This is a genomic window from Neorhizobium sp. P12A (assembly GCF_008365395.1).
In the GTDB taxonomy this organism is placed as follows: domain Bacteria; phylum Pseudomonadota; class Alphaproteobacteria; order Rhizobiales; family Rhizobiaceae; genus Rhizobium.
The window spans coordinates 249,156-269,044 of record NZ_QOVX01000004.1 but is presented as its reverse complement, the minus strand read 5'-3'; the positions used below and the strand labels follow the sequence as shown (position 1 = coordinate 269,044).

The following is a 19,889-nucleotide window of genomic DNA, read 5'->3' as shown; positions in this document are numbered from 1 at the left end:
AACGGCTGCCGTTTTCGCATCCAGAGACACGGAGGCAGGAATGGATTCGAACAAGACCATCTTGATCACCGGCGCATCCCAAGGCATCGGCGCCGGGCTCGTGAAGACGTTTCTCGACCGTGAATACAACGTCGTCGCGACGTCGCGGAACATCAGCGAGACCGCAAGATTCGACCGATCGAGCCGGCTGGCGCTGGTCGATGGCGACATCGGCGACCCCACTACGGCGGAGAAGGTCGCCCGCACCGCCATTGAAAAGTTCGGATCGATCGACGCGGTTGTGAACAATGCCGGGATCTTTTTCACGAAGCCGTTCCTGGACTACACGATCGAGGACTTCAGACGGCTTTCCTCAACCAATATCGAAGGTTTCATCTATCTGACGAAGCACGCGATCCGACAGATGCTGCGCCAGAAATCCGGGGGAAGCATCGTCAGCATAACGGCATCGCTGGCCGATCATCCCATTGCCGGCATAACAGCCTCTGTCGCGATGATCACCAAGGGTGGCATCAACGCCATCACCAAAAATCTCGCCATGGAATTTGCGAGGGAAAACATCCGGGTGAATGCCGTCGCACCTGGGAGCGTCGAGACGCCGCTGCACGAAAACAGTCCAAAGGACTTCCTCAGATCGCTATCGCCAATGGGCACGATTTCCAGTGTCCAGCAGATCGCCAATGCGGTCGTCTATCTGACCGAGGCGGAGGATATCACCGGGGAGGTGCTGCACGTCGATAACGGCGCACATCTCGGCAAATGGTAGACGTTGGAAAAGCTGCCGGCATCGAGCCGGACCGCCGCCTGGTAGAGCTGGACATCGCCCTTCCACCTGCGCCGACGCCCTTCGGCGCCTATGTCGAGGCGATCCAATGCGGGCCTCTTTTATTCCTCAGCGGCATGCTTCCTGTCATCGGCCATGATCCGAAATATATCGGGCGGATCGGCGACGAGCTGGGAGTTGCCGAGGGTTACAACGCAACAAGGACGGCGTGCCTTAGCGGACTGGCTGCCGCGAAGGCTCACCTTGGTTCCCTCAACCGGATAAGCAACATCGCCAAGCTTGGCGTCTATATCGCCACTGCGGGCGATTTTCGAGAACATCCCAAGGTCGCCGACGGAGCGTCCGAACTGCTCCTGGAACTGTTCGGAGCGGACAGGGTCCCTCCCCGCATCGTCCTGGGTGTCGCCAGCATACCGCTGGGAATGCCGGTCGAAATCGAGCTCGTCTTCGAGATCAAACCCTAGCGATCATCTCGCGTATCAACCTTCGTATGGAGAGAGTCATGGAAGCCAAATCACCTGCCCAGATCAAAGTTGACAAGCGCACGCCTGGCTACTGGCGGGTGACGTTCAACAACCCTCCATTCAACATCTTCGGGCCTGAAACCATTCCGCAGTTCGAGAAGGTGATCTCGGCCATCGAGACTGATCCGGACCTCAAAGTCGTTGTCTTCGACAGCGCCGTGCCGGGCTTCTTCCTGACCCACTACAATTTCACGCCACCACTTGCGGAATCGACCGGCCTGCCCTCCGGGCCGACAGGGCTTCATCCGCTCCCCGACATGCTGGTGCGGATCAGCAGATCGCCGGTCGTCTCGATCGCCCTCATCCGCGGAAGAGCAACCGGCGTCGGCAGCGAGTTGGCGCTGGCAAGCGACATGCGTTTCGCAAGCCGTGAGAAGGCGATCTTGTCTCAATGGGAAGTCGGCGCAGGCCTGGTGCCCGGCGGCGGCCCGATGGCGAGGCTGCCACGGCTGATGGGACGAGGACGGGCGCTTGAGGTCCTGCTTGGGTCCGACGACATCAATGGCGATCTCGCGGAAAGATATGGCTATGTCAATCGTTCTTTCCCCGACGATCAACTGGATCCCTTCGTCGACGCACTGGCTCTCAGAATATCCGGCTTCGACCGGCAGGCGATCGCGGATACGAAGAGGCTGGTGGACTTTGCAAGCCTCCCCTCGAATCCCGAGATCGGGGCGGGCTGGGATGCGTTCATCACCTCGGTGCAACGCCCGACGACGCAAGCCAAGATCGGAAGACTGATGGAGATGGGGCTTCAGACGAATGCCGACATCGAAAGAAGGTTAGGCCATTACACCCAGACCTTGGCTGGCATATAGGCTGGAAGGTGCCCGCGCCGGCGGTCTATAACAGGCAGCGCGGGCACCCAACTCGCAGTTCTAGGAGTCGAGGCCGACGCCGAGCTTGGCCGACATTTTGACCAGATCCGGGAGAGAGCGTGCGTTCATCTTCCTCATCACCTGTCCGCGATGCGCCTTGACCGTGATTTCGCTGATACCCAGCTCGAAGCCCACCTGCTTGTTCAGCATCCCGGTCACGACGAAACGCATCACCTCACGCTCGCGGCGGCTGAGGGAATTATAGCATTCCCGCAGCACCTCCTGCTGGGCCTCCAGTCCCACCGTCTCGGCACTCCGTTCAAGCGCGCTCTCGATCGCGCCGATCAGGACATCGTCGCTGAACGGCTTCGTCAGGAACTCGACGGCTCCGGCTTTCATCGCCTTGACCGTCGTAGGCACGTCTCCGAAGCCGGTGACGAATATGATCGGCATGTCCGTGCGATCTCCGGATACCAGCTCCTGCAGCTCGAGCCCGCTCAGATCCGGGAGATTGACATCCAAAATCAGACAACTCGGAACATGCATTCTGGGGAACGAGAGAAAGTCTTTCGCCGAACTGAAGAGCTCCGGTCGCCATCCGGCCTGGCGGATGAGCAGTTCGAGCGATTCCCGTATCGAGATGTCATCATCAACAACGAAGACGACCGGCATGATATCTTTCGTGGCAACCGCACTCAGTTCTTGTGGTCTGGTCATCAGAAGCCTGTACATGCGATCTCTCCTTGACGTAGCCAGTTAACAAACAAATCAGTGGGATTGGAAAACGAGATCGAGCGCGCCGCGCAGGTCGGTGTCGCTGAATGGTTTGAACAAGCACTCCACCGCACCGGACTCAAGCAAAGGCTCACGATCCGCCTCTTCGCGGTGAGCGGTGATGAAAACGACGGGAATGGTCTTGCCGCGCCGGGTGAGTTCGCTCTGAAGTTCCGGCCCCGTCATCCCGGGCATTGCGATATCCAGGATCAGGCATTCGGTCTGCCCCAGAGCCCCGGAGACCAGGAACTCCTCTGCAGAGGAAAAGGCCTCGACCTTAAATCCGAACTCTCTGAGCAGGTCGGGCAGCGACTCTCTGACTGACTCGTCATCATCGACAACGGATACGAGGGAGGACAAGGGTTTCATGGCCGCTCCGCCTTACGCAAGACATGGACAGGGGCAAGCGAAATGGCCTCGGAATTGATATCCGTTTGAGTGTAGGCAGGAACGGAAAACGCGAACGTGGCGCCTGGGCCGTCATTGGCCATCGCCCAGATCCGTCCCTTGTAGCTTTCAATGATAGATCGGCTGACGGAAAGGCCGATGCCCATCCCCTGCTCCTTGGTGGTATAGAAAGCCTGGAAAAGACGTTCACGCTCCTGGTCGCCGAAGCCCGGGCCGTTATCCTCGACCAGCAGGCAGACATTCCGGTCGCGCTGGAGTTCGGTGCGCATGACAAGATGCCTGGGACGATCACTGACCGAGCTCAGGGCTTCGGAAGCGTTGCGCAACAGGTTCATGATGACCTGTTGCAACTGAATGCGGTCGCCGCAGACAAGTGGCAGGTCATCGGCGTATTTGACGTGAAGATCGACCTTGCCTCTGCGAAGGTCGCTCCACAGGAGTGCGACAACCTCACGCGCAGCCTCGTTTAGGTCAGTCTTCTCGACGACCGCGGCCTTCTTCCGGAACAGCGCACGCAGGCGCGCAATCACATCGGCGGCTCTGTTGCCGTCGCGGATGGTCCGACGCGCTGTCTCCAACGCGCCGGCAACATTCGGCGGATCGGCCGAAAGCATCCGCAGACAGGTGCTCGCATTGGTGACGATCCCCGCCAGCGGCTGATTGACCTCATGCGCAATCGATGCCGCCATCGTGCCGAGGCTCATAATCCGGGTCACTCTGGCAAGCTCGGTTCGAACTTCATCGCGCGATTCCTCTGCCAGGCGCCGCTGCGTGACATCCTGGACGGCCCCGAGGCACTCGAGCCTGCCATCCCCGTGGTGGATGACATTGGCCGTTACCCGCACATGCTTGATGGCCCCGTCCCTGCCCTTCAGCCTGATCTCGTATTCCGAATTGTCCAATCCGTTGCGGACCTGCTCCATCTTTTCGGTCAGCATCGCCAGGTCGTCGGGATGAATGCGATCGACGATATTGTTGATGTTCACCGCTGTGCCGTCTTCAAACTCGAAGATCCGGTTCAATTCTTCGGAGAAGGTCATCTCGTCGGTATCAATCTGCCAGGAAAACGTACCTGTCAGGCTGATCCTCTGGCCCGCAGCGAGAAACATCTCGCTGCGCCGTATCCGCTCCTCTGCCCGCCTGCGTTCATCGATGTCCGTCAGGAGGGCATACCACCGGATGATGCCTTTGCTTGCGTCGCGAAACGGCAAGCCGCGCACCTGAAACCAGCGGTAGACACCGTCCGAACGCCGCATGCGCGCTTCGAAATCGTAGGCCTTTCCCGTGCCGATCGCCTTTGTGAAGTCTCTGATGACTTGCGGCAGGTCGTCGGGATGGACGAAGTCACTCGTCGCCCATTGCTTGAATTCCTCGAGTGTCAGTCCGGAGTATTTGACGAACTGATTGTTGACCGCCTCCACCTCGCCCAGCGGGGTAAAGATGGCGACCAGCCCTGAGATGCTGTCCACGATCAGCCGCGAGTTGCTCTCGCTGTCGCGAAGAGCAGCTTCGGCTCGTCGACGCTCGGCGATCTCGCGCCTGAGGGCCTCGTTGGTTGCCGCAAGTTCGGCGGTCCGCTGCGAAACCCTGGTGTCGAGTTCCGAGGCAAGGCGCCTTTGCACCGATAGCAACCGCGCTTCCTTCAGGGCTACCGTCGCCTGGTTGACCGCAACGCTGATCAGCAGCCGTTCTTCCCGCGACGGAAACTGAGGGCGACGGGAGCCCGCCACCAGAATACCTTCCTCTCCTTGCATTCCAAGCCGCAGCAGAGCCACTGAGAACGCAATGCCGTCCAATGTCAGCACAGTTCTCTGCGGCCACGCCGCGAGGCTTTCACCGAGCGTTGAATAGAGCGCCTGCCAGATATCCTGGGATCGGCCGAACTGTATCGCATCCGCCATCCTGGCTATCGCAGAAGGAATGTCGTCGCCTCCATCCGCGGAGCGCAGAAGCAGGAAGTCGACATCCAGCATGGTACGCAGGGCATCGGGCAAGGTATTGGCGATCTGGGCAAAACTGCCTCCGGCCCACATCGCTGAAAGCGTGAGAAGGCCGACAAGGTCGTTCATGCAGCGGCGCAAGCCGTCGACCTCAGCGGAGGCGCGCTCAAGTTCCATCATCATTTTCTACCTCAGAACATGTCCAAGGGGACCCGGCGGCTCGTCGGCTACGGAACTCTTCCAGGAACTGCGCGGGAGGAACGAAGAAGGGATTTTCGTGCAATATCCCGCCGATGACGACCAGGGGATGACTTCTCATGATGTCCACGACGGTGTCACCGCCGAATTTCGCCAGGTCGTAAACGCAGATCACCACGTCATCATGCTGGGACCAGACATCGTTGACCCGCGCTTCGAACTCGATCAAGTCGGCGACGTGGGAGCGGCCATCAGCGGCCCAATCCATGTGGCAAACAATCCTGCTTAGCGGATATGGGCCCTCAGCATTGCCGCTGGCAAGTTCGGTGAAAACCGCAATCATCCGATCCTGATCAAAGCGGCCCTCAGACAGATAGGTGTCTGTGTTGGTACTGAGTTCCAGTTGCCCGCTCTTCTCGGCCGCCTGCGTATCGATCCCGGCTTGCGAGAGCCGCTCGAGATGGTTGGCGCGCTCGCCCGGATTGAGGAGATGCACGGCCTTGTGGCCACAGCAAAAACCATCGGCAATGAAGGGCAGAAGCACATGATAGGCTTCCTCATTGCTGTTGAAGAAGGCGCAGACATGGCGTCGCTGGCGCAGCTCGAATCCGGCAAGGCGAACAGGCTCAGCATCAGATTTCACCCGAAACCCTCCACGTCTTGGTAACAACTTTGCCTGCCATCATGGAGGGCCGCACCAAGGGCGCATCGCCGGCCGCACTCCCCCGACCCCACGATGCGCCTTTTGCGATCAAAGGTCTATTATTCCTTGGTGTCGACCTATCATTTCGGTCGTCGCCATCTACCATTCCGCAGTCGTGCGCCTAAGATACAAGACGGCTCACAGAAACAACCGCAATATTGCCTTTCACCGCGACCGGAGAGACATTCCAATGATCGAAATACTCAGCCGAGACGAACTCGAGACCAGAATTGCCGAGGTCAGCGAAAACATTCGCACGCTGATCGAGCAGGCCGCCGCAGTTAGCGGCCCCGCCGATGAGGAGCGGATCAACGACCGGATCGAAGAGCAGCAGGCGCTCTATGAGGAACTCGTAAAACAGCGCGACGCTCTCGATCAATCGAAATAGCCTGCGGTTCCAATAGAGGAGCGCGGACAGAGCGGGTTTGCGCTCCTGTACTTGCCAACAACTCAAAGGGGGAGAGCAGATATGGTGGATTTCAAGGCCGAGGACGAAGCGATCGGAACGTTGATCCTGATGGAGGAACTGTTTCAAACCATGGTGAAATCAGGCATATTGCCGGCGGCCGATATGGCGGACGTGGTCCGCGGCGCGGTCGCAAGGCTGGATACGACCGATCATTTCGGCGCAGGCGCCGCTATCCGGCACTACTTTGAAAGCTGGCTGTCGAAGTAGTCTAATTCGGCGTGCTTCCCAAGCGATTTCAGACGACGCCACCGGTTATCGGATCGACAACGGGACGCTCGCTTTTATCCTTGGCACCGGCCGGCTGTACCGTCGGCGTCGCGACGGATTCTTCATCCGCAGGCTCCGGCTTTTCCGGTATCCTGTGAACATCCCTCGGCGCGCGTTGCTCGGGTTTCACATTCTGATCATTGGTAGACATGGGACTTCTCCTTTAGAGGAGGAAGCCTATGGGAACCGGATTGGTTCCGCAGGTAACGACGTTCGTTTGTCTTTTCCGGTTGCGTCCGGATCGATTTTTTACGCCCGTGCGATTTTCCGCTTGCGCTTAGAAACCCAATTTCATAAAGCATGCAAGCCGTTTCGGCAGGTCGGGGCGTAGCGCAGCCCGGTAGCGCACTTGACTGGGGGTCAAGGGGTCGCAGGTTCAAGTCCTGTCGCCCCGACCATTGAAATCCTTGATAGCCCTAGTCAAAATCTGAATATCCGGAGCCCAAGACGCAAGAAAGCGGGCCGAGGTCGACAACGTCTGTTCGGGAAAGACTAGGTTCCCAACGATTCCACCAAGCAATCACCGGAAATTGGTGCGTCTTCCCGGTTCCGGGAGACTGCCTTGTGCGCCCTGATAAGCGGCATATTCAAACCGCCAAAACTTCGGCGCAGTCGATCATCATCGATGGCTTGACAGTGTGATGTAACGGTACACATTACCCCGATAATCAGGGGGATTTTAGGATGGGAATGAACGGACGTATCCTGATCGTCGAGGATGATGCGCTAATTGCCATGGTGCTGGAGGATATGCTGGCCGAGCTATCCTACGAGGTTGCCGGCAAGGCAGCCGATCTGAATGAGGCACTGGCATTGGCCGGCAGCATCACATTCGACGCCGCGGTGCTGGATGTGTCGCTGGCAGGCAAGAGTTCTCTGCCGGTCGCCAAGCTGCTCGACGAAAAGGGCAAACCCTATCTTTTTGCCACCGGCTACGGCAGCCTGCCTGATGGGATGGCAAGCGGCAAGCATCAGCTGCTGAACAAGCCCTACCAGCTTCATCAGCTGCAGGCGGCGCTCGCCAGCCTTAAGACCACATCCTGATTCAGCGCACCTGATCGAGCAGACGCTTGCATTCGAGAAGATCGTAGAGCGTTTCCTGCAGCAGGGCTCTGTCTTCCTTGCCGACGCTCGATTTGCCGAGGGAAACCTCCGGCATGTCGTCGGTGCCGCCGAAATTGAAGAAGCGGCGGCTGATCGGCGCCTTGGCTCTTCCGACGATCTGATCATCCTCGGGGCCGGCAACCCGCGGCTCTGCCGGCGCCGGCTCCTGGGCCGTCGAAAGCGCCTCGACGCTTGCCAGGTCGCCATGGCCAACGGCAATGACGAACTTGTTGCCGTTCGTCTTCAGGAGCTTCTGCACGCCCTTGATCGTATAGCCGTGATCGTAAAGGAGATGGCGAATGCCCTTGAGCAGATCGACATCCTCCGGACGGTAATAGCGCCGTCCGCCGCCGCGCTTCATCGGCCTGATCTGCAGGAAGCGCGTCTCCCAGAACCGCAGGACGTGCTGCGGCAGATCAAGATCATCCGCAACTTCGCTGATCGTGCGAAAGGCATCGGGGCTCTTGTCCATCGTCATACTCCCAACGCAGCATCAAATATGAAGAAGGCGTTCCCTAGAACGACTCATCATATTTCAACGGTTTGCAGGAAGAAATTCAAGTCACATCTTGAATTGTTTCACAGCGAAACGACCGATATCCCGCCGGAAAGGCAAAGAAAGGGTCCCATTTCGGCAAACCTGGATATGTAGAATTATGGGAAGCGGAGGCTGCTCAGGAGGCAGGATTCTGCGGCCGTGCCTTTATCTTGCGGCTCGCATGCGACTTCAAAATCCGCGTCTTCAGGACATTGGAAGCCTTGAAGGTCATGACGCGGCGGGGCGAGATCGGGACCTCTTCGCCGGTCTTCGGATTGCGACCGATGCGTTCATTCTTGTCGCGCACCTGAAATGTCGCGAAAGAGGAGAGCTTAACCGTTTCGCCACGGACGATGGCATTGCAGATCTCGTCGATAACCGTTTCGACGAGCTCAGCCGATTCTGTCCGGGACAGGCCGACTTTCCGGAACACCGACTCCGCCAAGTCCGCCCGCGTCACTGTCTTACCAGTCATGGTTCCCCGCCCGTTTTGCAATCGAATTTTGTGTAAGCCGCACGAGACTATTGCCCTTGCGCCAAGCGGTCAAGCTCTTGTTCGGAATCAGATTTTAGGTATTGGGCGCGCTACCAGCGCAGCAGAACCGCACCCCAGGTAAAGCCGCCGCCCATGGCCTCCAACATCACGAGGTCGCCCTTCTTGATGCGACCGTCGCCGGCTGCCGCGGCGATGGCCAAAGGGATGGACGCAGCCGACGTATTGCCGTGAAGATCGACCGTAATCACAACCTTCTCGGGAGCAATTCCAAGCTTCTTTGCGGAGCCGTCGATGATGCGGCGATTGGCCTGGTGCGGGACCAGCCAGTCCAGGTCGTCGGCCGTCGTGCCCGTCGCGTCGAATGCCGCCTGGATGACGTCTGTGATCATGCCGACCGCATATTTGAAGACCTCGCGGCCCTCCATGCGGAGCTGACCGACCGTGCCGGTCGACGACGGGCCGCCGTCGACATAGAGCTTGTCCTTGTGCGCCCCGTCGGAGCGCAAGCTCGCCGTCAGCACGCCGCGATCCCTAGAGGTCCCCTCGCCTTCAGCGGCTTCGAGGATAAGGGCGCCGGCACCGTCGCCGAAGAGAACACAGGTCGTGCGGTCCGTCCAGTCGAGGATGCGCGAGAAGGTCTCTGCACCGATAATGAGTACGCGCTTTGCCAATCCGCCGCGAATATAGCTATCGGCGGTGGTCACGGCGTAGACGAAGCCGCTGCAGACGGCCTGCATGTCGAAAGCGAAGCCGTGATGCATGCCGAGGCGGTTCTGGATGTTGACGGCCGTTGCCGGGAACGTGTTATCCGGCGTCGAAGTGGCGCAGATGATCAGGTCTATATCGGCAGCGGTCAGGCCCGCATTGTCGAGTGCCGCGCGGGCTGCCTGCTCGCCGAGGGAGGCGGTGGTCTCGCCTTCGCCGGCAATATAGCGCTGGCGAATACCGGTACGCTGGACGATCCATTCGTCGGACGTTTCGACAATCTTCTCCATATCGCGATTGGTGACGACACGCTCTGGAAGAGCCGCCCCAAACCCGCGAACAACTGAACGGATCATGCTGATTTTACCTCGCCCTCATGCTGCTTCCGGCCCGATGGGTGGCTGCCGCTTGGCATGATATCTTTTAAGATCGTTTTCTATTTTCTGAGTAAGGCCATTCTTAGCCATGTCGTAACCGACATCGATGGCCGCGGCAAAGCCCTCGGCATTTGCGCCGCCATGGCTCTTGATGACGATGCCGTTGAGGCCGAGGAAGACGCCACCATTGACCTTGCTCGGATCGAGCTTTTCACGCAGGAGGTCGAACGCACCCTTAGCGAACACATAGCCGATCCTGGCGAGCAGCGTGCGCGACATAGCGGCCCTTAGATAGCCGGCGATCTGCTTCGCCGTGCCTTCCGCCGTCTTCAACGCGATATTGCCGGAGAAACCTTCCGTCACGACGACGTCGACCGTGCCCTTGCCGATATCGTCGCCCTCGACAAAGCCGGCGTAATCCAGCGATTCGAGATTAGCCTCGCGGATCAGGCGGCCGGCATCCTTGACCTCTTCCTGCCCCTTGATCTCTTCCACGCCGACATTCAGGAGGCCGACGGTCGGACGCTCGATCTCGAAGAGCGCGCGCGCCATGGCGCCGCCCATCAGCGCGAAATCGAGAAGCTGCTGCGAATCGGCTCCGATCGTCGCTCCGACGTCGAGAACGATGCTTTCGCCCCTGAGGGTCGGCCAGATTGCGGCAATTGCCGGACGCTCGACATTGGCCATGGTGCGTAGACAGAATTTCGCCATGGCCATGAGCGCGCCGGTGTTGCCCGCCGAGACGACGACATCGGCCTCATTCTTTTTCACAGCCTCGATCGAGCGCCACATGCTGGAGACGTAGCGGCCGCGGCGCAGCGCCTGGCTCGGCTTCTCGTCCATGGCGACTGCGACCTCGCAATCGTGGAAGACCGATTTTCCCTTGAGCTTCGGATATTTATGGAGGAGCGGTTCGCATTGCTCCTTCAGGCCGTACAGTAGAAAGGTTATATCGGGATGCCTTTCCAGCGCCTTGGCTGCGCCGGGGATGACAACTTCCGGACCAAAGTCGCCGCCCATGAGGTCGAGAGAAATTCTGATCACGCGTCCCTGATCCTTGCTTTTCGCCACTTCCAGCGAAATTGGCGCCAAAATACCGTTTCTGCCTTCGCTTACAACTAATTTATGTCGAATGCGATGCAGGCTAGTCCTTTTTCCAGTCTTTCAACGCGGCAAAGGGAGAAGGTTTCCGGTCGGCCTCGCCGGAGTCTTCGATATGGCCATCGAATTCGATTCCGGGCTTGCGCGGATAGGGATCGATGGCGAGTGCTGCGAATTCGGTGACGACAGCACCGACATCGATCGTGTCGCCGCTGAAGCTCTCCGGCAGGTCGGGACCATCGGGATCGAGAATCATCTCGCCCGCCTCTCCCGAGGGAGCGCGCGCAAGCTTGGAGCCTTCCGGAACGAAGATCTGCTCCAGGTCCTCGGAGATCTCGGAAGGAACCGGGTCGAGCGTCACGACACAGGCCTGAACGAGCTTTGCCCGCACGTTGCCCTTGACCCGGATGCCGTCCCGCTTCCAGCGAGAGATCTTCAGGTCGGCGGCGAGACTCTCTACGGACAGCACGTCCCAGAGCTTGGCAAGATCCTCCAGTTCGGACTTGTCCGCCTCGATATGCACGTCAACCGGATTGGCGGAGATATGGCCGACCTTCACCGGATAGGAAAAGGGGTTCTCCGGATCTCGCTTTGTCTTCGTCATCGTCTTCATCCTACGCCGGCAGCGGCAACGTCGCAGAGCCGGTCGCTATCTCGGTCTCCGAAACAGCCGTCAAATGGCGTTCGGCAACCATCATCCATTCCGCAAGATCATCCATCGCAGGAGCACTCTCGTCTTGCTGCGGATAGATATTGCGTCGAAGCGCGGATGCCAAGGCCGCGCAATCATTGCCGTCCATCGCCGCCGCGTAGGATTCCAACCGCCCGTAGAACATTCCGGCAAGCTTCTTCATGCGCTTGGGCACGCTGTTGTCGCCGATCCCCAGTTCGCGGATCGAATAATCGATATCCTGGAAAAAGGCATCGACGATCTCCTGGGCGATCTCCTGCCCGCTCGTTTCGGACGAGCGCGTCCGGCGAAAGAACAGGATCATGACAACGGACAGCATTTCGAAGCGGCCCATGACCGTATCCGGCACAGCCAAACGCTCGTAGAAAACCGGCGTCCGCGCAATCGCGGTCAAAGCCGCATATTGCCGTTCGACGATGATGTGATTGTGGTTTTTTTTGCCAAAGAGCCCGAAGATCATGAAAATTCCCAGAATAGGCTCATTCTGAGCGCTGAGCGGCGTAAGGCCTTGTTGCATCCATCAGAAAGCTGGTTTACCGAAGCAGGCGCGAATTGCAATGCCGTTTGTGCCCGCTTCGAGGACCCGCCCCCCAACCTGTCGTCACGCTCCTGCAACGATCGGTCATGAAGAGTGCCGGACAAACATCGCCATGGTTTTCCGTTTATCGCGGAAAGGCCACAATGATGTGCACAGCAAGGTCGGGCCGTTTTGGCCAGAGGATTGATTACATTAGGGGAGATGTCGTTGAAGAGACGGGATTTCAAGTCTGACAGAACTTTCATCAGCAACGCCGCCATCGCCCTTGTGATCGCGACCGTAAGCCTTTCCAGCTGCCAGACCAGTGAGGTCATCAACGGCGGCTACATTTTCGATCAGCAGTCGCTCAATCTCGTCCCGGTCGGTTCCAGCCGCGAGCAGGTCCTCCTGTCGCTGGGCACGCCGTCGACAACGGCGACCTTCGATAACGAAGTCTTCTATTACATTTCCCAGAAGCGCGTGCGCCGCGCTGCCTTCATGAAACAGCAGGTCGTCGACCAGCACATCCTTGCGATTTATTTCGACAAGGACGGCAACGTCTCGCAGCGAGCCGACTACTCGCTCAAGGACGGCAAGGTCTTCGACAACATCAAGAGCGTAACGCCGACGGGCGGCAAGGATCTTACCTTCCTGCAGCAGATTCTGCAGGGCAGCGGCACCGGTGCCGGCGCTGCGAAGAACTTCCTCAACAACCTCAATCCCGGCCAATAAGCCACCGGGAGACGGAACGAAAAACCCGCGAAGCTCTCGCTTCGCGGGTTTTTTATGCGGTTCGCTTTACTGCTGAAATCAGGCGAGAACGGCCAGCAGCAACAGGGCGACGATATTGGTGATCTTGATTGCAGGATTGACGGCCGGACCTGCCGTATCCTTGTAGGGATCGCCGACGGTATCGCCGGTCACCGACGCCTTGTGCGCCTCCGAGCCCTTCATGTGACGGACGCCGAGCTTGTCGACGAAGCCGTCCTCGAAGCTCTTCTTGGCATTGTCCCAGGCACCGCCACCCGAGGTCATCGAGATCGCGACGAACAGGCCGTTGATGATGACGCCGAGCAGCGAGGCGCCCAGAGCCGCGAAAGCGGATGCCTTGGAGCCGGAAATGATCAGCACGCCGAAATAAACGACGAGCGGTGCCAAAACGGGCAACAAGGACGGGATGATCATTTCCCTGATTGCCGCCTTCGTCAGAAGGTCGACGGCACGGCCGTAGTCCGGGCGCTCCGTACCCTGCATGATTCCCGGCTTCTCCTTGAACTGACGGCGAACCTCCTCAACGATCGCTCCCGCCGCACGACCTACCGCCGTCATGGCGATGCCGCCGAAAAGGTAGGGAATGAGACCGCCGAACAGCAGACCGGCGACCACGTAGGGGTTGGAGAGATCGAAATTGATCGCCCCGATATTGGCGAAGTACGGGTACTGGTCGCCATGGGCCGCAAAATACTGGAGGTCGTTGGAATAGGCAGCGAACAGGACAAGCGCGCCGAGGCCGGCAGAGCCGATGGCGTAGCCCTTGGTTACGGCCTTGGTGGTGTTGCCGACTGCGTCGAGCGCGTCGGTCGACTTGCGAACCTCCGGCGGCAGATGCGACATTTCGGCGATACCGCCGGCATTGTCGGTGACCGGGCCGAAGGCATCGAGGGCGACGATCATGCCGGCGAGACCGAGCATGGCAGTAACGGCAATGCCGGTACCGAACAGGCCGCCCAGCTGATAGGTGGCGAGGATGCCGCCGACGATGACGAGCGCCGGGAGTGCGGTAGATTCCAGCGAGACAGCCAGGCCCTGGATGACGTTGGTGCCGTGGCCTGTGACCGAAGCCTGGGCGATCGAGACGACCGGGCGCTTGCCCGTGCCGGTATAATATTCGGTGATGACAACGATCAGGGCGGTTACGATCAGGCCGACGAGACCGCAGACGAAGAGACGCAAGCCGGTAATCTCAAAATTGGCGACGGTGCCGAGCGAACCCCAGCCGACCGTCAGTGACGTCGCGGCGGCAAAGCCGATGATCGACAGGACGCCGGTTGCGATCAAGCCCTTGTAGAGCGCACCCATGATCGATCCGTCGGTACCGAGCTTGACGAAGAAGGTGCCGATGATCGAAGTGATGATGCAGGCGCCGCAAATGGCCAGAGGATAGGTCATGGCGGCGCTGAGAACGGGCGTGCCGGCAAAGAAGATCGAGGCCAGCACCATGGTGGCGACAACAGACACCGCATAGGTTTCGAAGAGGTCGGCCGCCATGCCGGCGCAGTCGCCGACATTATCGCCGACATTGTCGGCGATCGTCGCGGGATTGCGCGGATCGTCTTCCGGAATGCCGGCCTCCACCTTGCCGACGAGGTCACCACCGACGTCAGCGCCCTTGGTGAAGATGCCGCCGCCGAGACGGGCGAAGATCGAGATGAGGGACGCACCGAAACCGAGCGCCACCAGCGCATCGACGACTTCACGCGAGCCATCCGGCAGGCCGAGTATCTTCGTCAGGATGAAATAGTAGATCGAGACGCCAAGCAGGGCGAGGCCTGCGACGAGCATCCCGGTTATGGCGCCGGATTTGAAAGCGATCTCGAGGCCGGCTGCCAGGCTGTGGGACGCTGCCTGTGCCGTGCGGACATTGGCACGGACGGAAACATGCATGCCGATGAAGCCTGCGGCACCCGAAAGGACGGCGCCGATCAGGAAACCGATGGCAGCGGCACCCGACAAAAGGAGCCATGCGGCGATAAAGACGACGACGCCGACAACAGCAATGGTTCTATACTGGCGCGTCAGGTAGGCCTGAGCCCCCTCACGAATATAGCCGGCGATTTCCTGCATGCGTGCGTTGCCCTGATCGGCAGCAAGCACCGATTGGGTTGCCCATATGGCATAGACCACAGATAGCAATCCGCATACTATTACGCCTATAAGAATGCTCATGTTGCTTTTTCCTCTCCCCAAAAAGCCGGAAGTCCGACAGACCTCCGTGGCAGTCGGCAATGCGTGCCTCCCCCTCCAAGGATGGCAAACATGGCGCATGGCGAGATTGCTTTTGCGACAACGGCGCGTCAAGAGCGCCGGGCCGTAAAATACGACCCTTCTTTGAAAGAATATTCGGAAGTAGTGCAAAGGTGCAAAAGGCTGGTATTGCACGTATTTTTACGAGAAGGCCCAATCGCCGACAACCGAGCGGCCGAAGTCGGCATTGGGCTCGCGGGCGCATTCGGCCCGCGACAAATCAGCCTACTTCTTGGCTTCGCCGCGAACCTGCTTGGCAATCCTATCGAGAACGGCGTTGACGAGCTTGGGTTCGTCTTCCTCGAAGAAGGCGTGCGCAATCTCGACATATTCCGTCACGATGACGGGAACGGGCACGTCCTTGCGATCCAGGAGTTCGAAAGTGCCGGCACGCAGGATGGCGCGGACGGTGCTATCGAGGCGGGAAAGAGCCCAATCGTCCTGCAGGGCGGAGCCGATCAACGGATCGAGCTTCTTCTGGTCACGGACGACACCCGACACGATGGAGCGGAACCAGGATGGGTCTGCCTTCAGATAGGTCTCGCCGTCCAGCTCCTGGCCCAGGCGATGCGCTTCATATTCGGCGACCACTTCGAGCACGCCGGAACCGCCGATATCCATCTGATAGAGCGCCTGCACGGCCGCAAGGCGCGCCGCGCCTCGCTGGTTGGCCGTCTTCGCAGGTCGCTCGGCATCCTGATTGCTCATATCTTATGCACCCAACTTCTTCTTCAGGGCGATCATGGTGAGCGCCGCACGGGCGGCAAAACCGCCCTTGTCCTTTTCCGAACGGCGAGCGCGCACCCAGGCCTGGTCGTCGTTCTCGACCGTCAGGATGCCGTTGCCGATTGCCAGCGACTCGCTGACGGCAAGATCCATCAGCGCCCGCGACGATTCATTGGAGACGATATCGAAATGATAGGTCTCTCCGCGGATGACCATGCCGAGCGCGACATAGCCATCATACTCCGTTCCGCCGTTGTCGGCACCATCCAGCGCCATGGCAATCGCAGCCGGAATTTCCAGCGCGCCGGGAACGGTCACGACATCATAGGTTGCGCCGGCTTCGTCGAGGGCCGCCTTTGCGCCATCGAGAAGAGCGTCAGCCATGTCGTCGTAAAAACGTGCTTCGACGATCAGAATATGCGCATCGGAAGAGCTGGACATACATCACCTGCAGATGTGGGAGGGCGAAACGCCGAACAAGCGGCGGTCAAACCACGCCGCACCGCGCTTGGCAAGTGTTTTTCGGCCTTTCACGGGGATTTGGGGATCAGGACCGCAGAAATCGCGCCTTCCCCGATGGGGATCGGTTCTATAACAATTGGCGCCGAATTGGAGGGTATGAAATGAGCGAAGACCCACGTCCCGTTATCAATGTCGGAGAGCTCAAGCTCGAACATTGGACGCAAGGCGACTTCTTTGAGGGCCGCGATACCTCCTTCGGTGCTTTGCTCGGACTGAAGGATCTCGGCATCAGCTATAACGAAGTGCCGCCAGGCAAGTCCGGCTGTCCCTTCCACAACCACCATGTCGAGGAAGAGATGTTCTTCATCATCAGCGGCGAAGGTGAATACCGGATCGGCGCCGACCGAATCGCCATCAAGAAAGGCGACGTGCTGGCAGCCCCTGCCGGCGGGCCGGACACGGCGCATCAGCTGATCAATACCGGATCGGCTCCCCTCGTCTATCTCGCCATGTCGACCAAGGCGAAGGCGGAGATCGTCGAATATCCGGATTCCGGAAAGTTCATGGCAAAGACCTATCCCACGCGCGAACGACCCGTCCGCTTCAGCTTTATCGGCCGTGACGATACGGCCGTTGATTATTGGGACGGCGAACCCGGCGCATAGTGCCGGGAGCCCGATACGCATTCTTCTCTATTCGTTTTTGAAAGACGCCCTTTATGCCTGACATGCCGACCATTGAAACCGAACGCCTGATCCTTCGCCCGCATCGCCTCGACGATTTCGACGCCTGCAGCGCCCTGTGGGCGGATGCTGATGTCGTGCGTCACATCGGCGGAACGCCCTCGACCCGCGAGCAGAGTTGGGCGCGAATGATCCGCTATGCCGGGCTCTGGCACCATCTGGGCTTCGGCTTCCTGGCCATCGAGGAAAAGAGCAGCGGTCGGTTCGTCGGCGAGGCCGGCTTCCATGAAGTGCTTCGGGATATAGTGCCGTCCATCGAGGGGACACTCGAAGCCGGCTGGGCATTTTCACCCTCGGTCCATGGACGCGGCTATGCCACGGAAGCTCTTCAAGCCATGATAGGCTGGGCCGAGGCCAAACTCCCCGACCGCCGCATGACCTGCATCATCGCGCCGGAAAACGCCCCTTCCCTGCGCCTGGCGGAAAAGCTCGGCTTCCGGCAAATCGCCGTGACCACCTATTCCGGCAAGCCAACCATTCTGTTTGAGCGTTCAGCGGAAAACTCCGTCGCCTGATCCAATCGATCGATAACTGCAGAGCGTTGGGACAGCGAAACAGGTCCGTGGGGGCGGTTGCGGACGAGCCTGTGGTCATGTGCGCACGAGGAAGCTATTGCGGGTTCTTGGGATTTCTCTCCAGCACAACGGTCTGTGCCTGGGGGTGAAAACCACGTTTTTCGGCGACCAGCTTATATCCGGCGCTCAACAATACGTCCTCATGGACCGGATTGTTATAGATGGCGATGACCGATTGGTTCTGAAGCTTAGCCAAAACCGGGCGCAATATAGTCTCGTCAAAAGGGTGATAGAGATAGACGATAACGTGCCCGCCCAATATGCTGTAGTCGAATTCGGTGGCGTCGGCGCAAAAGAAAGCGCCGTCCTTTCCAATGACTTTTCGATAGTTATATTTCGCCTGCTCAATCAGATAATCATAATAATCCATTCCATAGACGTTTTGCTCAAGGCGGCGCTTTCGAAGCATTTGCTTCCATTTGATCGCCACCTTCCCGCGGCCGCATCCGATATCGATGAAAGCGTATTTCTCAAAGTCCGGGCCGAGCTTGTTTCGGCATATCTCGAAACCGAAGACTATTTCGCTGGTCCAGGAACTCGAATAGTGGACACCATGCGCCAAATTATTGATTCTGCTTGAAAAAGCGCCTTTCTGTACCTGTGTGATCGTGTCTATTCCATTGACGGCATCGAACAGTATGCGTTCCTTCACGTTCGCGTAGATCAGGCGCAGACTTTTCTGCCTGACATACTTCAGAATTGTCGATGGACCGCCGCCAAAAATTGAACCCATCCGCCACCTGCCGGCAAAGTTAGCCCCATTGGAAATTGATCGTCGCCTGACGTCTTCTTGTCGCGCGGCATGAGAGGCGCGATCTTGCCAAGCCCGACCACTCCGGCTGCGTCAGCGTCTCGTCGTCAACCGGCCCCATGACGAAAGCACCTCTTCCGCCCGTTCGATCGAAGGCGCAGCGGATGGCGCTGAGAAGCGTGTACCAGCCCACACCGGCGACCGCGTGCTCTGCGCCTCCTTCAAGATAGAAGATATGCCTTCCCACGTCGACGCAGGTAGCAAACCCTAGGACGGTCTCGTCTTTCCGACAAACGACCGACCGGATATGTTTCCTCAGGACTGCATATCGCAAGACATGCCGCAGCAGGGTCAACGGAATTATATTCCCGATCTTCTTCCTGAGAAACGTTGCGTTTTTTAATCGGAACAACGCGAGCGTATACTTAAGGCCATTTATGGCTTCGTATATTTTAAGTCTTTCCGCTTCTTGCGTGTTGTTTATTTTGTTGAAGTTACGCCGCGCGTTTGAACTGATGGACTTCCAATAGCTGCTCCAATCGGGCCAGGTCTCGAATTCGACAACTTCCAGATAGACGGGGCGAACATTCTTGATCTTTAAACCGTCTATACATGCCAAATCCTGATCTCTTGCGATCTCGGTAGACCACTCGGATCCGTAGATATATTCTCCGGGGCCAATATTTTCGAGCACCCCGAGCAATGCATCTTTCCAGAGATAGTTATAATCGGGCAACAACTGAATTTGGTCAGAGAACGTGCGAACGCTTGAACCTACCAAAACCGCACATTGACCTACCTTCAGCAATCCTCCTTCACTCTGAACAAAGAAATCAAATCTTTTTATGTATATTGCTCTACTAGCCAGTAAATAAAAAAGGTTAGCCCTATATAGGCATCTATAAGAAACGTCACACTTTCCCGCGAAAAGATCCCACTCTTCCGGATTAGATTTACTTCGCCTAACTAGTAATTTTAGTTCGACATGTGTGAGCATAAACTTTATTTATATTCAATTCACGCATTTTTCAATATATCCGCTGATCGCTTTCGATTTTAATTTTTGGCGACACTTGATTTCTATTATCTTCTGGATGGTGCCGTTAAAGATTTTTTATTTCGGATCTTGCTTCTTCGGGCTCATAACCGAGCAGTTGAGCTGATTTCTGATCAAGATTCCCGATGGAGCGCCGG

The 19,889-nt window shown here is 58.2% G+C and carries 25 protein-coding genes and 1 tRNA gene; 10 read left to right on the top strand and 16 right to left on the bottom strand.

Features of this window, described 5'->3' with window-relative positions; translation table 11 throughout:
* Window positions 1–40: 40 nt before the first annotated feature.
* From DTW90_RS15630 to DTW90_RS15620, 3 genes are read left to right on the top strand one after another with little or no spacing between them, the layout of a single operon-like run.
* Entirely contained in the window at window positions 41–766 is a 726-nt protein-coding gene (locus tag DTW90_RS15630) for an SDR family oxidoreductase (protein ID WP_149339455.1), read from the top strand.
* Window positions 760–1,248, top strand: coding sequence for a RidA family protein (locus DTW90_RS15625; protein WP_149339453.1), 489 nt, complete (start codon window positions 760–762; stop codon window positions 1,246–1,248). The genes DTW90_RS15630 and DTW90_RS15625 overlap by 7 nt, the downstream gene beginning before the upstream one ends.
* A gap of 38 nt (window positions 1,249–1,286) precedes the next feature.
* Window positions 1,287–2,126, top strand: coding sequence for an enoyl-CoA hydratase/isomerase family protein (locus tag DTW90_RS15620; RefSeq protein ID WP_246664956.1), 840 nt, complete (start codon window positions 1,287–1,289; stop codon window positions 2,124–2,126).
* 60 nt (window positions 2,127–2,186) lie between these two features.
* On the opposite strand, the gene DTW90_RS15615 is transcribed toward DTW90_RS15620, so the two are convergent.
* Genes DTW90_RS15615 through DTW90_RS15600 form a run of 4 tightly spaced genes read right to left on the bottom strand, consistent with a single transcriptional unit; the run spans window position 2,187 to window position 6,089 of the window.
* Window positions 2,187–2,858: a response regulator gene (locus tag DTW90_RS15615; protein ID WP_149339450.1), complete on the bottom strand. Its 672-nt coding sequence runs from the start codon at window positions 2,856–2,858 to the stop codon at window positions 2,187–2,189.
* A 36-nt stretch (window positions 2,859–2,894) separates the two neighbouring features.
* Window positions 2,895–3,269 (bottom strand): response regulator, encoded by a 375-nt coding sequence (locus DTW90_RS15610; RefSeq protein WP_132516967.1) that lies wholly within the window; start codon window positions 3,267–3,269, stop codon window positions 2,895–2,897.
* Window positions 3,266–5,431, bottom strand: a complete 2,166-nt coding sequence (locus tag DTW90_RS15605; protein WP_149339448.1) for a PAS domain-containing protein — start codon at window positions 5,429–5,431, stop codon at window positions 3,266–3,268. Before DTW90_RS15605 ends, DTW90_RS15610 begins: the two co-directional genes overlap by 4 nt.
* Window positions 5,415–6,089: an MEDS domain-containing protein gene (locus DTW90_RS15600; protein WP_149339446.1), complete on the bottom strand. Its 675-nt coding sequence runs from the start codon at window positions 6,087–6,089 to the stop codon at window positions 5,415–5,417. The genes DTW90_RS15605 and DTW90_RS15600 overlap by 17 nt, the downstream gene beginning before the upstream one ends.
* Window positions 6,090–6,339: 250 nt before the next feature.
* On the opposite strand from DTW90_RS15600, the gene DTW90_RS15595 reads away from it, so the two are divergent.
* Together DTW90_RS15595 and DTW90_RS15590 are read left to right on the top strand one after the other, a co-directional pair.
* A complete protein-coding gene (locus DTW90_RS15595; protein ID WP_149339444.1) occupies window positions 6,340–6,537 on the top strand; it encodes a hypothetical protein in 198 nt (65 codons plus the stop codon).
* An 81-nt stretch (window positions 6,538–6,618) separates the two neighbouring features.
* A complete protein-coding gene (locus DTW90_RS15590; RefSeq protein WP_149339442.1) occupies window positions 6,619–6,825 on the top strand; it encodes a hypothetical protein in 207 nt (68 codons plus the stop codon).
* 28 nt (window positions 6,826–6,853) lie between these two features.
* On the opposite strand, the gene DTW90_RS15585 is transcribed toward DTW90_RS15590, so the two are convergent.
* Window positions 6,854–7,036 (bottom strand): hypothetical protein, encoded by a 183-nt coding sequence (locus tag DTW90_RS15585; protein WP_149339440.1) that lies wholly within the window; start codon window positions 7,034–7,036, stop codon window positions 6,854–6,856.
* A 170-nt stretch (window positions 7,037–7,206) separates the two neighbouring features.
* Between DTW90_RS15585 and DTW90_RS15580 the strand changes: the two genes are divergently transcribed.
* Window positions 7,207–7,283, top strand: a tRNA-Pro gene (locus tag DTW90_RS15580).
* Window positions 7,284–7,575: 292 nt separating this feature from the next.
* The gene (locus tag DTW90_RS15575; RefSeq protein WP_149339439.1) at window positions 7,576–7,929 is read left to right on the top strand and encodes a response regulator; all 354 of its coding nucleotides are present in this window, start codon (window positions 7,576–7,578) and stop codon (window positions 7,927–7,929) included.
* A 1-nt stretch (window position 7,930) separates the two neighbouring features.
* Here the strand turns inward: DTW90_RS15575 and DTW90_RS15570 are convergent, their stop codons facing one another.
* From DTW90_RS15570 to DTW90_RS15545, 6 genes are all read right to left on the bottom strand, one after another.
* A complete protein-coding gene (locus DTW90_RS15570) occupies window positions 7,931–8,467 on the bottom strand; it encodes a MerR family transcriptional regulator (protein ID WP_149339437.1) in 537 nt (178 codons plus the stop codon).
* Window positions 8,468–8,663: 196 nt separating this feature from the next.
* Entirely contained in the window at window positions 8,664–9,002 is a 339-nt protein-coding gene (locus tag DTW90_RS15565) for an integration host factor subunit alpha (RefSeq protein ID WP_132516983.1), read from the bottom strand.
* Between the two features lie 110 nt (window positions 9,003–9,112).
* Window positions 9,113–10,084 carry a beta-ketoacyl-ACP synthase III gene (locus DTW90_RS15560; RefSeq protein ID WP_149339435.1) on the bottom strand — a complete coding sequence of 324 codons (972 nt, stop codon included), beginning with the start codon at window positions 10,082–10,084 and terminating at the stop codon, window positions 9,113–9,115.
* An 18-nt stretch (window positions 10,085–10,102) separates the two neighbouring features.
* Window positions 10,103–11,149 (bottom strand): phosphate acyltransferase PlsX, encoded by a 1,047-nt coding sequence (gene plsX, locus DTW90_RS15555; protein WP_132516987.1) that lies wholly within the window; start codon window positions 11,147–11,149, stop codon window positions 10,103–10,105.
* Window positions 11,150–11,249: 100 nt separating this feature from the next.
* Window positions 11,250–11,810, bottom strand: coding sequence for a DUF177 domain-containing protein (locus tag DTW90_RS15550; RefSeq protein ID WP_132516989.1), 561 nt, complete (start codon window positions 11,808–11,810; stop codon window positions 11,250–11,252).
* A gap of 10 nt (window positions 11,811–11,820) precedes the next feature.
* The gene (locus DTW90_RS15545) at window positions 11,821–12,414 is read right to left on the bottom strand and encodes a ubiquinol-cytochrome C chaperone family protein (protein WP_188079952.1); all 594 of its coding nucleotides are present in this window, start codon (window positions 12,412–12,414) and stop codon (window positions 11,821–11,823) included.
* Between the two features lie 222 nt (window positions 12,415–12,636).
* On the opposite strand from DTW90_RS15545, the gene DTW90_RS15540 reads away from it, so the two are divergent.
* Window positions 12,637–13,146: an outer membrane protein assembly factor BamE gene (locus DTW90_RS15540; RefSeq protein WP_132516993.1), complete on the top strand. Its 510-nt coding sequence runs from the start codon at window positions 12,637–12,639 to the stop codon at window positions 13,144–13,146.
* Between the two features lie 78 nt (window positions 13,147–13,224).
* On the opposite strand, the gene DTW90_RS15535 is transcribed toward DTW90_RS15540, so the two are convergent.
* From DTW90_RS15535 to DTW90_RS15525, 3 genes are all read right to left on the bottom strand, one after another.
* Window positions 13,225–15,360: a sodium-translocating pyrophosphatase gene (locus DTW90_RS15535; protein ID WP_149339433.1), complete on the bottom strand. Its 2,136-nt coding sequence runs from the start codon at window positions 15,358–15,360 to the stop codon at window positions 13,225–13,227.
* Between the two features lie 303 nt (window positions 15,361–15,663).
* On the bottom strand, window positions 15,664–16,146 hold the full coding sequence (nusB, locus tag DTW90_RS15530; RefSeq protein ID WP_149339431.1) for a transcription antitermination factor NusB: 483 nt from the start codon (window positions 16,144–16,146) through the stop codon (window positions 15,664–15,666).
* Window positions 16,147–16,149: 3 nt separating this feature from the next.
* Window positions 16,150–16,605 carry a 6,7-dimethyl-8-ribityllumazine synthase gene (locus DTW90_RS15525; protein WP_132516999.1) on the bottom strand — a complete coding sequence of 152 codons (456 nt, stop codon included), beginning with the start codon at window positions 16,603–16,605 and terminating at the stop codon, window positions 16,150–16,152.
* A gap of 182 nt (window positions 16,606–16,787) precedes the next feature.
* Here DTW90_RS15525 and DTW90_RS15520 point away from each other — a divergent pair, with 182 nt between their 5' ends.
* Both DTW90_RS15520 and DTW90_RS15515 read left to right on the top strand, forming a co-directional pair.
* Window positions 16,788–17,291 carry a cupin domain-containing protein gene (locus tag DTW90_RS15520; protein ID WP_149339429.1) on the top strand — a complete coding sequence of 168 codons (504 nt, stop codon included), beginning with the start codon at window positions 16,788–16,790 and terminating at the stop codon, window positions 17,289–17,291.
* A gap of 53 nt (window positions 17,292–17,344) precedes the next feature.
* Window positions 17,345–17,884, top strand: coding sequence for a GNAT family N-acetyltransferase (locus DTW90_RS15515; protein WP_149339428.1), 540 nt, complete (start codon window positions 17,345–17,347; stop codon window positions 17,882–17,884).
* 94 nt (window positions 17,885–17,978) lie between these two features.
* Here DTW90_RS15515 and DTW90_RS15510 read toward each other — a convergent pair whose 3' ends face one another.
* On the bottom strand, window positions 17,979–18,677 hold the full coding sequence (locus DTW90_RS15510) for a class I SAM-dependent methyltransferase (protein WP_132517005.1): 699 nt from the start codon (window positions 18,675–18,677) through the stop codon (window positions 17,979–17,981).
* A 19-nt stretch (window positions 18,678–18,696) separates the two neighbouring features.
* Window positions 18,697–19,503, bottom strand: a complete 807-nt coding sequence (locus tag DTW90_RS15505; protein WP_132517007.1) for a hypothetical protein — start codon at window positions 19,501–19,503, stop codon at window positions 18,697–18,699.
* Between the last annotated feature and the right edge of the window lie 386 nt (window positions 19,504–19,889).

Bases quoted from the DNA above. Each gene is read 5' to 3' on its own strand.
- DTW90_RS15560 (WP_149339435.1), bottom strand. From the start codon at position 10,084: ATGATCCGTTCAGTTGTTCGCGGGTTTGGGGCGGCTCTTCCAGAGCGT.
- DTW90_RS15515 (WP_149339428.1), top strand. From the start codon at position 17,345: ATGCCTGACATGCCGACCATTGAAACCGAACGCCTGATCCTTCGCCCG.
- DTW90_RS15520 (WP_149339429.1), top strand. From the start codon at position 16,788: ATGAGCGAAGACCCACGTCCCGTTATCAATGTCGGAGAGCTCAAGCTC.
- DTW90_RS15615 (WP_149339450.1), bottom strand. From the start codon at position 2,858: ATGTACAGGCTTCTGATGACCAGACCACAAGAACTGAGTGCGGTTGCC.
- DTW90_RS15585 (WP_149339440.1), bottom strand. From the start codon at position 7,036: ATGTCTACCAATGATCAGAATGTGAAACCCGAGCAACGCGCGCCGAGG.
- DTW90_RS15595 (WP_149339444.1), top strand. From the start codon at position 6,340: ATGATCGAAATACTCAGCCGAGACGAACTCGAGACCAGAATTGCCGAG.
- DTW90_RS15550 (WP_132516989.1), bottom strand. From the start codon at position 11,810: ATGACGAAGACAAAGCGAGATCCGGAGAACCCCTTTTCCTATCCGGTG.
- DTW90_RS15570 (WP_149339437.1), bottom strand. From the start codon at position 8,467: ATGACGATGGACAAGAGCCCCGATGCCTTTCGCACGATCAGCGAAGTT.
- DTW90_RS15540 (WP_132516993.1), top strand. From the start codon at position 12,637: ATGTCGTTGAAGAGACGGGATTTCAAGTCTGACAGAACTTTCATCAGC.
- DTW90_RS15590 (WP_149339442.1), top strand. From the start codon at position 6,619: ATGGTGGATTTCAAGGCCGAGGACGAAGCGATCGGAACGTTGATCCTG.
- DTW90_RS15620 (WP_246664956.1), top strand. From the start codon at position 1,287: ATGGAAGCCAAATCACCTGCCCAGATCAAAGTTGACAAGCGCACGCCT.
- DTW90_RS15535 (WP_149339433.1), bottom strand. From the start codon at position 15,360: ATGAGCATTCTTATAGGCGTAATAGTATGCGGATTGCTATCTGTGGTC.
- DTW90_RS15575 (WP_149339439.1), top strand. From the start codon at position 7,576: ATGAACGGACGTATCCTGATCGTCGAGGATGATGCGCTAATTGCCATG.
- DTW90_RS15545 (WP_188079952.1), bottom strand. From the start codon at position 12,414: ATGCAACAAGGCCTTACGCCGCTCAGCGCTCAGAATGAGCCTATTCTG.
- DTW90_RS15605 (WP_149339448.1), bottom strand. From the start codon at position 5,431: ATGATGATGGAACTTGAGCGCGCCTCCGCTGAGGTCGACGGCTTGCGC.
- DTW90_RS15630 (WP_149339455.1), top strand. From the start codon at position 41: ATGGATTCGAACAAGACCATCTTGATCACCGGCGCATCCCAAGGCATC.
- DTW90_RS15525 (WP_132516999.1), bottom strand. From the start codon at position 16,605: ATGTCCAGCTCTTCCGATGCGCATATTCTGATCGTCGAAGCACGTTTT.
- DTW90_RS15510 (WP_132517005.1), bottom strand. From the start codon at position 18,677: ATGGGTTCAATTTTTGGCGGCGGTCCATCGACAATTCTGAAGTATGTC.
- DTW90_RS15565 (WP_132516983.1), bottom strand. From the start codon at position 9,002: ATGACTGGTAAGACAGTGACGCGGGCGGACTTGGCGGAGTCGGTGTTC.
- DTW90_RS15625 (WP_149339453.1), top strand. From the start codon at position 760: ATGGTAGACGTTGGAAAAGCTGCCGGCATCGAGCCGGACCGCCGCCTG.
- DTW90_RS15610 (WP_132516967.1), bottom strand. From the start codon at position 3,269: ATGAAACCCTTGTCCTCCCTCGTATCCGTTGTCGATGATGACGAGTCA.
- nusB (WP_149339431.1), bottom strand. From the start codon at position 16,146: ATGAGCAATCAGGATGCCGAGCGACCTGCGAAGACGGCCAACCAGCGA.